At 72.2% G+C, this 12,478-nt stretch carries 12 protein-coding genes and 1 pseudogene; 8 read left to right on the top strand and 5 right to left on the bottom strand.

Annotated elements, in window-relative coordinates:
• Entirely contained in the window at window positions 1-861 is an 861-nt protein-coding gene (locus OG552_RS34240) for a LysR family transcriptional regulator (RefSeq protein ID WP_329139726.1), read from the bottom strand.
• A gap of 315 nt (window positions 862-1,176) precedes the next feature.
• On the opposite strand from OG552_RS34240, the gene OG552_RS34245 reads away from it, so the two are divergent.
• The 5 genes from OG552_RS34245 to OG552_RS34265 all read left to right on the top strand — a co-directional run bounded on the left by OG552_RS34245 (window position 1,177) and on the right by OG552_RS34265 (window position 6,681).
• On the top strand, window positions 1,177-2,343 hold the full coding sequence (locus tag OG552_RS34245) for a hypothetical protein (RefSeq protein ID WP_329139728.1): 1,167 nt from the start codon (window positions 1,177-1,179) through the stop codon (window positions 2,341-2,343).
• A 494-nt stretch (window positions 2,344-2,837) separates the two neighbouring features.
• Window positions 2,838-3,617 (top strand): ABC transporter permease, encoded by a 780-nt coding sequence (locus OG552_RS34250; protein WP_329139730.1) that lies wholly within the window; start codon window positions 2,838-2,840, stop codon window positions 3,615-3,617.
• Window positions 3,617-4,549, top strand: a complete 933-nt coding sequence (locus OG552_RS34255; RefSeq protein ID WP_329139732.1) for an ABC transporter ATP-binding protein — start codon at window positions 3,617-3,619, stop codon at window positions 4,547-4,549. The genes OG552_RS34250 and OG552_RS34255 overlap by 1 nt, the downstream gene beginning before the upstream one ends.
• 20 nt (window positions 4,550-4,569) lie before the next feature.
• Window positions 4,570-5,691, top strand: a complete 1,122-nt coding sequence (locus tag OG552_RS34260; protein ID WP_329139734.1) for an ABC transporter substrate-binding protein — start codon at window positions 4,570-4,572, stop codon at window positions 5,689-5,691.
• Window positions 5,692-5,778: 87 nt separating this feature from the next.
• Window positions 5,779-6,681: an ABC transporter substrate-binding protein gene (locus OG552_RS34265; protein WP_329139735.1), complete on the top strand. Its 903-nt coding sequence runs from the start codon at window positions 5,779-5,781 to the stop codon at window positions 6,679-6,681.
• A 53-nt stretch (window positions 6,682-6,734) separates the two neighbouring features.
• Here the strand turns inward: OG552_RS34265 and OG552_RS34270 are convergent, their stop codons facing one another.
• Window positions 6,735-7,493: an SDR family NAD(P)-dependent oxidoreductase gene (locus OG552_RS34270; RefSeq protein ID WP_329139736.1), complete on the bottom strand. Its 759-nt coding sequence runs from the start codon at window positions 7,491-7,493 to the stop codon at window positions 6,735-6,737.
• A gap of 196 nt (window positions 7,494-7,689) precedes the next feature.
• Between OG552_RS34270 and OG552_RS34275 the strand changes: the two genes are divergently transcribed.
• Window positions 7,690-8,577 carry an AraC family transcriptional regulator gene (locus OG552_RS34275; protein WP_329139738.1) on the top strand — a complete coding sequence of 296 codons (888 nt, stop codon included), beginning with the start codon at window positions 7,690-7,692 and terminating at the stop codon, window positions 8,575-8,577.
• A 274-nt stretch (window positions 8,578-8,851) separates the two neighbouring features.
• Here OG552_RS34275 and OG552_RS34280 read toward each other — a convergent pair whose 3' ends face one another.
• Window positions 8,852-9,766, bottom strand: a complete 915-nt coding sequence (locus OG552_RS34280) for an NmrA family NAD(P)-binding protein (RefSeq protein ID WP_329139740.1) — start codon at window positions 9,764-9,766, stop codon at window positions 8,852-8,854.
• A gap of 104 nt (window positions 9,767-9,870) precedes the next feature.
• Between OG552_RS34280 and OG552_RS34285 the strand changes: the two genes are divergently transcribed.
• The gene (locus OG552_RS34285; protein ID WP_329139742.1) at window positions 9,871-10,431 is read left to right on the top strand and encodes a TetR/AcrR family transcriptional regulator; all 561 of its coding nucleotides are present in this window, start codon (window positions 9,871-9,873) and stop codon (window positions 10,429-10,431) included.
• A gap of 214 nt (window positions 10,432-10,645) precedes the next feature.
• Here OG552_RS34285 and OG552_RS34290 read toward each other — a convergent pair whose 3' ends face one another.
• Window positions 10,646-11,161, bottom strand: a complete 516-nt coding sequence (locus OG552_RS34290; protein WP_329139744.1) for an FBP domain-containing protein — start codon at window positions 11,159-11,161, stop codon at window positions 10,646-10,648.
• Window positions 11,162-11,246: 85 nt separating this feature from the next.
• Here OG552_RS34290 and OG552_RS36570 point away from each other — a divergent pair.
• A pseudogene (locus OG552_RS36570) lies at window positions 11,247-11,363 on the top strand (TetR family transcriptional regulator); the annotation flags it as partial.
• Window positions 11,364-11,500: 137 nt separating this feature from the next.
• Here OG552_RS36570 and OG552_RS34295 read toward each other — a convergent pair.
• On the bottom strand, window positions 11,501-12,475 hold the full coding sequence (locus OG552_RS34295) for an NADP-dependent oxidoreductase (RefSeq protein WP_329139746.1): 975 nt from the start codon (window positions 12,473-12,475) through the stop codon (window positions 11,501-11,503).
• Window positions 12,476-12,478: the final 3 nt, after the last annotated feature.

Below are 12,478 nucleotides of genomic sequence, written 5' to 3' on the forward strand. Positions count from 1 at the left end.
TCAGACCCTGGTCGCCAGCAGGTCGCGGACCGCCGCGGCGGTCACCTCGGCCAGCCTCGGCGGAGCCTCGGTCCTGGCCCGCAGATGGAGCAGCTCGGGCGGCACCGGCGGCAGGTCGTCCCGCCGCCGCAGCCCCTCGGGCGGCGGCCCGACATCGGCGAGCAGCCCCACCCCCAGGCCGCCGCGGATCGCGTTCATCACCCCGGCGAGATACGCCGCCTCCACCACGACCGCGGCCGGCAAACCGTGGTCGGCCAGCGTCTCCAGCGCCCGGCGGCGGATCGTGCAGGGGTTGTCGATGACGACCACCGGGATCGGTGTCCCGCCGGCCGGCATCCGCCAGGAGGGCGCGGAGAACCAGGACAGCGGCAGCGCGCCCGCGGACGCGCTGTCCCGCTCCCTGGAGTCGCCCAGGAACACCGCAACGTCGATGTTGCCGCGGTCCAGGCCGTCGTTGAGCCGGGCGCTGCGGTCGATCCGGAAGCGCACGCCGTGCACCGGGTACCGCTGCTGGAGCACGCTGGTGATGGCGGGCAGGATGCGGTCCGCGGCGTGCTCGGTCGAGCCGACGACGATCGTGCCCGAATCGCGTTCCGCGCGGCCCAGTCGCACCAGCGCCTCGTCGTGCGCGGCGAGGATCTTCCTGGCCTCCGCGAGCAGCGTCTCGCCCTCCGGCGTGAAACGCATGCCCCGGCCGTCCCGTTCGACCAGCGGCCGGCCGACCGCCTTCTCCAGCCGGCGCACATGCTGGCTCACCGCGGACTGCGACAGACCGATGGCCGCCGCCGCCCGGTGGAAGCCCCCGCAGTCGGAAATCGAGGTGAAGGTGCGCAGCGCGGCGATGTCCAGAACCTCGGCCATGCCGCGAGCGTACCAACCTGCGGTTTCCGGAACCCTACGGCAGCATGTACGGGCTGCCGGAGCGGTGCGGGCGCCCGCGACGGCCGGATCCGCACCCCGCCGCACACCGGGCCCGGACCCCTGCCGGTGCGTCCGGCGGCCCGCGCTTCTTGACAGTTGACCGGCACACCGTCTGTAATCACGACTGTGGTGACGCTTGACGCGCCGGCGGCAGCGCTGCCGCGATGCCCGGTTCCGGGCCATGAGGACAGCAAGGTCGTTCTGGGCGGGCGCTATGGAAAGCCCGGCCGCCAACGCCAGTTGTACGTCTGCGACATGGCCAAACCCGGGTCCGCCGCTGCCTCCCACCGCTTCACCGCGCCGCTGACCCCTCCTACGGTGATCGCGCCGCGCGAGCCGGAACCGGCCGCCGGCGGCGAGGAGTCCGGCTCGCCCACCGACGAGCTGCGCACCGCCCGCAAGTACCAGTTCACCGCCCACGACATCGCCTCCGGACTGGTCGCGGTGAGCCGCGGAACGAGCTATGCCCAGGCGGGGGAGGCCGTACGCCGGCAGGCCGCACGGCGGTGGGGTCCGCCCGGCACCCCTGTCCCCTCCCGGCGGCACGGCACCCTGGTGTCGGACTGGGTCGAGGTCTACGCCGAGGCGTTGTGGCACGCCCAGGCTCCGTACGCGGCGGCCTGGCCGGAGACCGTGCTGGTGGGTGTCCTGCCGCTGACCGTGGTCCCGCCGGGCAGGCCGCAGAGCCGGCCCGGCCTGGTCTTCTCGGTGTTCGTGGCCATGACGTACGAGGCGGACGGCCGGGCGGTGGTCTTCGCAATCGGCTCGGCCGCCGGGACGGGGGCGCGGCACTGGGCCGCGTTCCTGCGGGAACTCGCGCGGGCCAGGACCGGCCGTCCGGTGCGAATCGTCGGTGACGGTTCCGCGGGTCTGGCGCGTGCGGTGGCCGCGGTGTGGCCGCGGCCCTCGGCGGCCCCCGAGGTGTGGACCGACGAGGCGGTGATGCGCGCCGCGGCACGGCGCATCTGCCGCAGCCGGGGTCTTGACGGGCGGGACGTACGCCTGTGGATCCTGCTGCAGCGCGCCTGGCGCGGTCCGGAGGACTGGGACCGCTTCGCCGCCGAGGCGCGCCGCTACCGGCTGCCCGAGCTGGACCGATGGCTGGCGACGGCCGGCCCGATGACGGCGCGTCAGTTCGCCGCCCGCCGGCCCGGCGTCCACCTGTCCCGCCGGGCGGTGCCGGCCGCGCTGGCGGAACTGGAGACCCGGCTGGGCAAGCGGCGCACCGCCTTCGGCAACCAGGCGCGTACCGACCGGCTGCTCCGGCTGATGGCACTGGACATCTTCGGGATGGCCCGGGTGCACGCGTGGACCGATCTGATCTGTGTCTGGCTGGAGCGGACCGGCGGTCGCCCGACCACCTCCCAGCGGCGGATCGCGGACCGTGGCGGACGGCCCTCGCTGCGTGCCGCCGCGCGCTGAACTGCCCACCACCGCACGCCGATCGGCGCTCCACCGCCCTCCTGGCCGGCCGCTGTCCCCGCACTGACCTGCGCCCTTTTCCGCGCCGAGCCGTGGTCTGAGCAGGGGAGTGGCGCCGCACACACTTTCATGTCAATGAAATGCGATGCATTGACAGCCTCGACGGACGCTGCCCATACTCGTGGTCATGACTTGCGCTGGTGACTTCCTGTCGCGGCGGCGGTACCTCGACTTCAGTCTCTACAGCGGGGGCGTCTGTCGCTGAACGCGCGTGGCCGCGTCCTCTCACACGCGGACCCGTTCTCCCCTCCTCGGCGTGATCCCGCCGACGGAGCGCGTCACGCCCCATCGCTTCGCACCGAGCGGCCCTGACCGCGGTGCACCGGGCTCCCTGAGCCATGCGACGCCCGCGCTGTGCCGCGGCCGGCCTGCGCCCCTTTTTTCGCCACGAGCACTGGAGGACTTCCGTGCCCGCTTCTGCCAGCACCAGAAGCATGCCAACCGGCCGACGTATCCGCAGACTGGCGGTGCCGCCGCTGTCCATCGTCGGCGGCCTCGCGCTGTGGCAGTTGGTGATCAGCGTCTTCCACCCCAACAAGCTCGCCGTGGTGGGTCCCTGGGAGATCGCCCAGGACGCCGGGGATCTGTTCGGCGCCGGCACGCTGGGAGCGGACATCAGGCTCAGCCTGGTCCAGCTGCTCAGCGGGCTGGCCATCGCGGTGGTCGCCGGGACGGTGGTCGGCCTGCTGCTGGGCGCCAACCGGTGGATCGCCGGTGCGGTGGGCCCCTGGGTGACCGTGCTCTACACCATCCCGGTCATCGCGGTGGCCCCGCTGGTCATCGTCGCGCTGGGCTTCGGCGACACCGCGAAGATCACCATCGTGGTGGCCTCCGGGTTCTTCCCCATCGTCATCAGCACCCAGGCCGGAGCCGCCGCCGTGGTGGAAGGCGGCCTGCGCGACGTGACCCGCGCGTTCCGCGCCAACTCCCTCGAAACACTCTGGTACTTGACGCTTCCCGGCACCCTGCCGCACATCCTGACCGGGGTCCGGCTGGCCATCGGCCGCTCCCTGATCGCACTGGTCGCGGCGGACCTCTTCGGCTCCACCTCGGGCCTTGGCTACCTGATCATCTCGGGCCAGCAGAATCTCAACACCGACGACGTGTATGTCGGCGTGGTGACGCTGAGCGTGATCGGGCTCGTCCTGACCGGCCTGGTCGGGTACTTCGAGCGGCGCCTGACCGCCGCGCGCACCGCACGGGTGGGTGTCTGATGAGCTTCCTGACCAGGTCGACGGGACCCGCCGGGACATCCGAGGGCACGCTGCCGGACGCCGGGGAGCCGGTGATCGAGATCAGCGGCGCCCGTACGCACTACGCGACACCGTCGGGCCCGCTGCCGGTACTCGACGGGGTGGACCTGTCGGTCCGCCGCGGTGAGGTGGTGGCCGTCGTCGGCCCCAGCGGCTGCGGCAAGACCACGATGCTGCGGGTGGTCCAGGGCCTGGCCGCCCTCGACACCGGGCAGGTCACCGTACAGGGCCGCGCGCCCGGCACCCGCGGCGCCGACGGCCGGACCACCGAGACCGGCTATGTCTTCCAGCAGCCGTCGCTCTTCCCCTGGTGGAGCGTGCGCAAGAACATCGAGTTCGGCCTGCGGCTGCGTGCCCACGGCGCCCGGCTGAGCACCGCGGAGCGCCGCGAACAGGCCGACCGGCTGCTGGAGATCGTGGGGCTCTCCGGTTTCCACGACTTCCGGCCGGCCGCCCTGTCCGGCGGTATGCAGCAGCGGGTGAACCTGGCCAGGGCACTGGCGATCGACCCGGCGGTACTGCTGCTGGACGAACCGTTCAGCGCGGTGGACACCCTCACCCGCGAACGGCTGCAACGGGTGCTCTCCCGGACCCTGCACGCGCTCGGCACCGCCGCGGTCATCGTCACCCACGACATCCGCGAGGCGGTCTTCCTCGGTGACCGCGTGGCGGTGATGAGCGAACGGCCCGGCCGCATCGTCGAGACCTTCACCGTCGACGAACACCGGCCGCGTACCGAGGAGTTCCAGCACAGCGAGCAGCTCGCCGCGGTCAGTTCCCGGATCTACCAGCGGCTCAAGGAGAGCGACGACCGCGCGCACGCCTCCGAGACCGCCCCGCGCCCGGCCGGCCCCGGCGCCGACCCGACCCCTGAGAAGAGAAAAGCCCGATGAGACGCCCGATCAGACGCCCGATGAGACAGCGACAGATCCCGCCGCGCCGCGCGGTCACCGGCCGCAGGACCGGCGCAGGCACCCTCGTGGTCGCGCTGGCGGCCGTGCTCGCCGCGGTGCTCACGGCCTGCGGTTCGGACTCCGGCTCCGGCTCCGGCTCGGCATCGGACGCCGGCAGCGGCTCGACGACCCGGCTGACCGTGCCCACCGGATCGGTGTCGGCCTCCCAAGGCGCCTTCCAGTACACCGTCAGCAAGGGCTTCTTCAGCAAGAACGGCCTGTCGGTGACGACGCCGCTCTCCGCCGAGGGGCAGCTCAAGGCGGCGTTCGTGGCGGGCTCGGTGCAGTTCGACCAGCTGGCCGGCGGCGACGTGCTCGACCTCTACGCCAAGCACGTCGGTGTCAAGGTCATCGGCTGTGTCGCTCAGAACACCGGCTACTACCTGTACGCCCGCAAGGGCACCGCGTCGGTGGCGGCACTGGCCGGCAAGAAGGTCGGCGTCCCGTCGCTCGGCGGCGCGCCGCAGGTGGCGATGGAGTCCTACCTGGCGAGCAAGGGCCTCGCGGCCGACGCGGTGAAGTTCGTGCCGCTCGGCTCGATCCCCAATGTGCTGACCGCGCTCACCAGCGGGAAGATCGACAGCGGACTGCTCTCCACCCCCTTCAACTTCCGCGCCGACAAGGCGGGTCTGCCCAACCTGGGCTACGCCACCGGGCCGCCCACCCCCTACCTGGTGAACGCCTCCTGGGCGAAGAAGAACCCCACCACGGTCACCGCGATCCTCAAGAGCCTGGGCGAGGGCATCTGGTCGTACCAGACCCACAAGGACGACGCCGTCCAGTCGCTGGGCAAGTTCCTCGGCCTCGACCCCTCCGACCCGGCGGACAAGGCGACGCTGAGCAAGAGCTTCGACGCCTACCTGCCGCCGATCCAGGCCCCGCCCGGCCGGTGCTCCGCCGACTACTTCACGCCCTACGTGAAGTACCAGCCGGCCGGCCAGCAGCAGGCGCTGCAGAACCTCGCCCCGCTGATCGACAACTCCTACATCGACTCCCTCGACAAGCAGGGCTTCTACCAGGGCCTTGAGAAGACCTACGGACCCCTGCCCAACAAGACCACCATCGCGCACGTCCTGCGCTGATCCGGCACCACCCGCGGCCGGCCGGCCGCGGCCACCCGGCAACGCGCCGGACCCCATCATGAGCACCTACGCAGAAGGGCCGTCACCATGGCACTGAAGAAACTCGTCAGCGAGACGTCGAGCCCCATCTTCTCCCTCCCCTACTTCGTCGCCCGCGACGAGGGCTACTTCGCGGAGGAGGGGCTGGAGGTCGACCTGGTCCGCAAGGGCCAGCGGGAAGCGGTCATCAAGCCCGTCGAGGACCACCACCTGATCTCCGCGTTCACCACCAAGTCCTCCTTCGAGGAGGGCGAGGCGTCGCTCTACCGCGCCTGCGAGTGGGGGCAGATCCGCCGCTCGTACGACAGCGGCCGCGGCGGCCAGGTCGTCAGCAAGCGCGCCGCCATCGGCAGCCAGGCGATCTACGTCCGGCCCGACGACCCGGCCAACCATCCGCAGGACCTCGCCAACCGGTCGGTTGCGGTGAACTTCCACCACGGCTCGCACTACATCGGCATCCAGACGCTGGAGGGTTTCCTGCGGAAGGAGGAGATCAACGTCGTCCACATCGGCGGTCCCCGGGAGCGCTTCGAGGCGCTGCGCGACGGCAAGGTGGAGGCGGCCGCGGTCATGGAGCCGTGGATCACGGTGGCCGAGAAGCTCGGCTACAAGCTGATCGCCGAGGCCTTCTACGTCGGCGCCGAGATCGCCGACCCGAACCTCGACCCGGAGACCTTCACCGCGATCCAGCGTGCCGTGATCAAGGCGGTGCACAAGATCAACGAGGACCCGAAGCCGTACCTGCACTACCTCATCGCCGATGTCCCCGAGGACATCGTCCACCTCGACCCGGCCGACTTCCGCCGGGACCGGCTCCGCTACGCCGAGCCGGCGCCGTACCCGGCCGAGGAGTTCCAGCGGACCTACGACTGGATGGTCGCCTGGGACCTGATCCCGGAGGACGCCGACTTCACCCAGATCGTCGACAACCGCCTCCAGCTGGCGCTCTGACCGCACCCTCCCCGGGCCGCCCGTTGTCACCCGACGACGGGCGGCCCGGCGCCTCACAGCTTGTGGCCGCCGGACACCTCGATGTTCTGCCCCGTGATCCAGCGGCCCTCCTCCGAGAGGAGCATGGCGACGACCATGCCGATGTCCTCGGCCTCGCCGACCCGGCCGAGCGCGGTCGCCGCCGCGATCGGGCCGATCACCTCCGGGTACTTCGAGAACGCGTCATCGCCGAGCCGGGTGCGCGTCGGCCCGGGCGCGATCGAGTTCACCCGGATACCGCGGGTGCTGAACTCCTTGGCCATGTACCGGGTGAGCACCTGCAGACCGCCCTTCGCCGAGGCGTAGGCCGAGTAACCGGGTTCGACGCCGGTGACCAGCGCGCTGCTGCTGGTCGTATTGACGATGGCGCCATTGTCCGCCAGCAGCGGCAGCAGGGTCTGGGTGAGGAAGAACGGCCCCTTGAGGATGACCCGCATGAACTCGTCGAAGAGCTCCTCGCTGGTGTCCTCGAACATCGACATCCGGCCGAAGCCGGCGTTGTTCACCAGTGAGGTGAAGTGCGTGGCGCCCCAGGTCTCGTCGAGCGCCCGCGTCACCTCCTGCCTGAACGCGGGAAAGGTGTGGCTGAGGCCGACATCCAGCGGGAGGGCGACGGCCTTGCCGCCGAGCTCCTCGATCTCGGCGACGGTCCGCAGACCGCCTTCCTTGTTCCTGCCGTAGGTGAGGATGACACCGAAGCCGCGCTTGGCCAGTTCGATGGCCGCGCCCTGACCGATGCCCGAGCTGGCGCCGGTGACGATTGCGATGGACATGGAGTACCTCTCATCGGGATGGACGCGCCGCCGTCCGCCGGTTCTCCGGCCTGTCGATCGCAGCGGCGCCACTCCTCAAGCCAAGCAGCGCCGACCCGTGAAGCCGTAGGTCATTCCTGTCGGTGTCTTGCACGATCCTGCTTTTCACGCCAGTGGCCCAGTGAGCGCCACGGCCGGCCTGTGTTTGAATCGGGTCATGCCCCTGGACGAGTTGCGAGCGCTCATCGCCCGGCACGCGCGCGAGGGCGAGACCACGGCCATCGACGGCGTACTGGTCTCGATCACGCGGGAGCCGGCCGCGCCGAGCGTGTCCACCTCCGGCACGGTGATGGCGCTCATCGCGCAGGGCGCCAAGCGCCTGGTGCTCGGCGACCGGGTCCACGACTACCGCGCCGGGCAGTATCTCGTGGCGTCCGTCGACCTCCCCGTCACCGGCCAGTACACCGAGGCCGGCCCCGAGGAGCCCGCTCTCGGCTTCGGCCTCACGCTGCGCCCGTCCGCCATCGCCGACCTGCTGCTCGACCCGGCCGCGGGTGACTTCCCCCGTGGCAACCGCGGGGCGGCGGCCCCGCCGGGCATGACGGTCAGCGACGCCTCCTTCGAGCTCATCGACGCCGCCGTGCGCATGCTGCGGCTGCTCGACCGGCCGCGTGACCTGCCGCTGTTCGCGCCGATGATCGAACGCGAGATCCTCTGGCTGCTGATCACCGGCGAACAGGGCGCGACCGTCCGCCAGCTCGGCCTCGCGGACAGCAGCCTCAATCACGTCAACCGGGCCGTGCGCTGGATCCGGGACCACTACCCCGAGGTGATCCGCGTCGAGGACCTGGCCCGGCTGTCCCGGATGAGCACGTCCGCCTTCCACCGCAGCTTCCAGGCGGTCACCGCGATGAGCCCGATCCAGTTCCAGAAGCAGATCCGCCTGCACGAGGCCCGCCTGCTCCTCGTCACGCGCCCCGACGACATCGCCGGGGTCGGCTACGCGGTGGGGTACGACAGCCCCTCGCAGTTCAGCCGCGAATACCGCCGGCACTTCGGCACGCCGCCCAGTCAGGATGCGACGCGGCTGCGGACCTCGATCTGAGGCCGCGGGGCCGGAGGCTGCCCTTCGCCGGCGGCCCGTGCCCCGTACCCCGCGGCCCGTGCCCGTTCCCGCGGCCTGCTTCCACGGCCCGGACAGGGCAGGGCAGTGAACCGTCGGCCTCGTCCACAACTGGCGCGCGGCCCCGGGGACCGAGGGCCAGGTCCAGGACTCCGAGGTCGCCATGTACGGAGCCGTCGCGCAACTCCCCTGACCCACCCTCCACCGGGCCTTGCTCCCCCCGGCGACCCGGCCCCGGGGCGGCTCCGCGGAACCCTCAGGGGCGGAGATACTTCCCGGCCCACTCCTCGAAGGTGGTGAGGGGGATGCCGAGGGCCCGCGCGTACTCGGGGCGGGCGGGCTGGCCGGCGACGTTCATCCACTCGTGAGAGGCGCCGGCCGGGGTCATGCCGGCGGCGTTGGCCTCGTCCAGAGTCATGTCGGGCGCGGTGAGTTCGGTCCCCAGGGCGCGGGAGAGGGTCGCGGCGATGTCGGTCATCGACAGGTAGTCGCCCGCCAGCTCCAGTTCGACCCGGTCGAACCGCTCGGGTGCGGCGATGGCGGCCGCGGCCGCCGTGCCGATGTCGTCGACCGCGACGAGGGACAGCTCGGTCCCGGGCCTGAGGATGCTCACCAGGCCGCCTTCGACCCCGCGGGGCAGCAGAAACGCCTCGGAGGGCAGGAAGTTCTCCATGAAGGTGCCCGGCTTGATGAGCGTCCAGTGTGCGAAGCCCGCCGCACGGACGCGGTCCTGGATCCCGGCCTTGGTGCTGAAGTAGGGCTCCATCGCCGCCCAGCGGCCTTCCGCCCAGCCGGGCGCCTCGGTGTGCTGCCCGGCGCCGGTGACGGACGTGTGCACGAACTGCGGCACGCCGGCGGCCCGCGCGCCCTCGATCAGGTTGACGGCCTGGGTCAACTCGCCTTCGAAAACACGCCCGTTCATGTCGGGCATCTGCACCGAGAAGACGGCGCGAACCCCTTCGGCGGCCCGGATCACACTGGCGCGGTCGTAGAGGTCGCCGGTGACCAGCTCGGCGCCGAGCGCTTCGACCGCCTTCGCCCGGTCGGTCGCCGGGTCGCGGACCAGCGCCCGTACGGGAATGCCTCTCGCGAGCAGGGCGCGTGCGGTGGCGCCGCCCTGCCGGCCGGTGGCGCCGGTGACCAGGACGGGTGCGGGGGATTCTGACGTCATAGTGATCCTCGGGTGGTGGCACGCAGCTAAGTGGCGGGGCCCGCCACTTACCTTCCGGTACGATACGGAGGGCCCCGCCACTTAGCAAGCTCGGAGATGACGCCATGACCGCCCAGCGCGTGGATGCCCGGCGCAACTACGCCCGGATCCTCGCTGTCGCGGAGGAGGAGGTCGCCGCGCACGGCGCCGACGCCTCCCTGGAAAAGATCGCCCGCACCGCGGGAGTCGGCTCGGCCACCGTGCGCCGGCACTTCCCCAGCCGGCGCGCCCTGCTGGAGGCGGTGTTCAGCGAGCGGATCGAGGCGCTGGGCGTCCGCGCGGTGGAACTGGCCGGCGCGGCCGACGCGCGGGCCGCGCTACTGGACTGGCTGGGCGCGCTCACCACGTACGCCGCCTCCGCACGGGGCATGGCTGACGCGCTGCTCCAGGACGGGATCACCGACCCGGAGCATGTGAACGCCTGCTCGGTGAAGCTCACCGACGCGGTCGACCCGCTGCTGCACCGGGCCGCGGAGGCCGGCGCCGTACCGCCGGGCGTGACCTCAGCGGATCTGCTCGCGCTGGTCACGGGCATCGTCCTCGCCACGGAACACCACCCGGACCCCAACGCCGAGGCACACCGGCTGCTCGGCCTGGCGGTGGAGGGCGTCAGCCCTCCGAGGTGACGGTCCCCTTACGGGCCCGCACCGCTCGCAGGTCAGCACCGCGTACGGACCTCAGCCGCCTGCAGTCCCGCGCCCGCGCCGGTGCCAGAACCGGGGGGCCGCGCCCAGGGCGTGCTGAGAAGTAGCGCCGTCCGCCCGCAGGGCGGGGGTTACGGCGTTCGGTGCGGGCGTGGGTGTCGGGCGCCTGAGCCGGACGGGGCTTCTCAAACACCCGCTAGACGCGGGTGCCGGTCACCTTCGTCAGGAAGCCGTCGAGATTCCGCAGCGTGCGGGCGATCTGCTCGTCCAGGGTGAGGGTCTCCTCCAGGCGCTTGGCCAGCGCCGAGGTCTTCCTGCCGCGGACGTAGAGGGAGCACGCCAGATCCGCGCACATGTAGAGAGCCACCGTGTTGCCCTGCCGTCCGGCCGCGCCGGCCAGCGGCGCGGCCAGCAGGTCGACACCGCCGCCCGAGTGCCCGGTCAGGCAGAGCGAGCACAGACTGCTGCGCAGCAGATTCCGGCGTGCCCCGGGCGCGATCCGCAGGGTGATCCCGACCGGTTCAGCGCCGTCGGCGCCGCCCGGCCGGACCAGGTAGGCGCGGTCCGGGGCGCCCGGATCCCGCCAGCCCAGGTAGTCCAGGTCGGCCCACGGCAGGTCCCCGAGGTCCCGGGGCAGACTGATCCGCTTCGCCTCGCCCTTCGAGCAGTTGACGAACGAGCCGCGGATCTGCGCTTCACCGAGGGGGTCCATGGGCGTGAAGCTAACAGCGTGACCGGTCGGTGTCGCGCCATTTTCGGCCCGCCCGGCCCGCCCGGCCAGGCCCGTGGTGGTGGCGGTGGCACGGGACGCGTTCGCCGCTGACGGGCTGGACCTGCCGGTGCGGGAGATCGCCCGGCGCGCGGGCGTGGCTGTCGCCACCGTCCGCCAGCGCTTTCCGTCGGGTCAGGATCTGTTCTCCGCTGTGCTCTCCGCCGTGCTCGCCGCGCAGGCCCGGCAGTGGGGGGCGGAGATGCGGGCCGCACTCGCCGACCCGGACCCCCGGCGGAAGGCGCCCTTCACCGCCGCCCCGGGACGCGGGACCGTGACTCGTCAAACCGGCGCACCCGGCGCCTGCTCCCGGTGGTCGCCCGGTGGGGCAGAAACGGTCAGCGCGACCTTGCCCCGCCGCGGCTCATGCGCCGCGAACGCGTGCGCCTGGGCCGCCTCGGCGAGGGGGAACACCTTCTGCAACGGAAGCCGGAAGCGCCCCTGTTCGAAGAGTGCCGCCGCGACAGCGAGTCCGTGGCGGCCGTGCGGCTGGCCCCCGAGATCGCCGAGCGAGAGGCGGACCCCGAGTTCCGGGCCGGTGAAGTCCGCGATCGTGACGACGGACGCCGCCGAGCCGGTGATCCCGACGAGTTCGCGGAGCCCGCCGGCCCCCGCGAGGTCGAGCGCCCGCTCCACCCGCCCGGCGCCCAGCGCGCGGACCCGTGCGGGCAGCCCTTCGCCGTAGGTGACGGGAACCGCGCCGAGCCGCGCGATGAATTCCCCGCTCTCCGGGCGGCCCGTCCCGATCACCCGAAGACCACGTGCCACCGCCAACTGCACGGCGACACTGCCGACGCCACCGGCCGCGCCGTCGATCAGCAGCGTTGTCCCCTCCCGCGCGTCCAGCAGATCGAGCGCCCGGGTCGCCGTCTCGATGCTCGTACCGGCGGCGCCGGCCTCCTCCCACGGCATCGCGGCCGGCTTCGCCGCCCAGAACCTCAGGACCGCGAACTGCGCACTCGCGCCGCCGAGGCGTGCGACATCGACCGCGCCGAACACCTCGTCCCCGACCGCGGCGCCGGTGACCTCAGGACCCACTTCATCGACGACTCCCGCCGCGTCGACCCCCGGGACGTGCGGCAGCGCGAGCCGCCCGGCCGACGGCGACGTTCCCGCGCGGAGGGAGAGGTCCACCGGGGAGACCCCCGCGGCTCTGACACGGACGCGGACTTCTCCCGGACCCGCGTGCGGCTCGGGAAACGGCCCGACGCCGAGCACCTCGGGAGGACCGAACCTGTCGAAGTGGGCTGCGAACATGAT

Source organism: Streptomyces sp. NBC_01476 (assembly GCF_036227265.1).
Classification (GTDB): domain Bacteria; phylum Actinomycetota; class Actinomycetes; order Streptomycetales; family Streptomycetaceae; genus Actinacidiphila.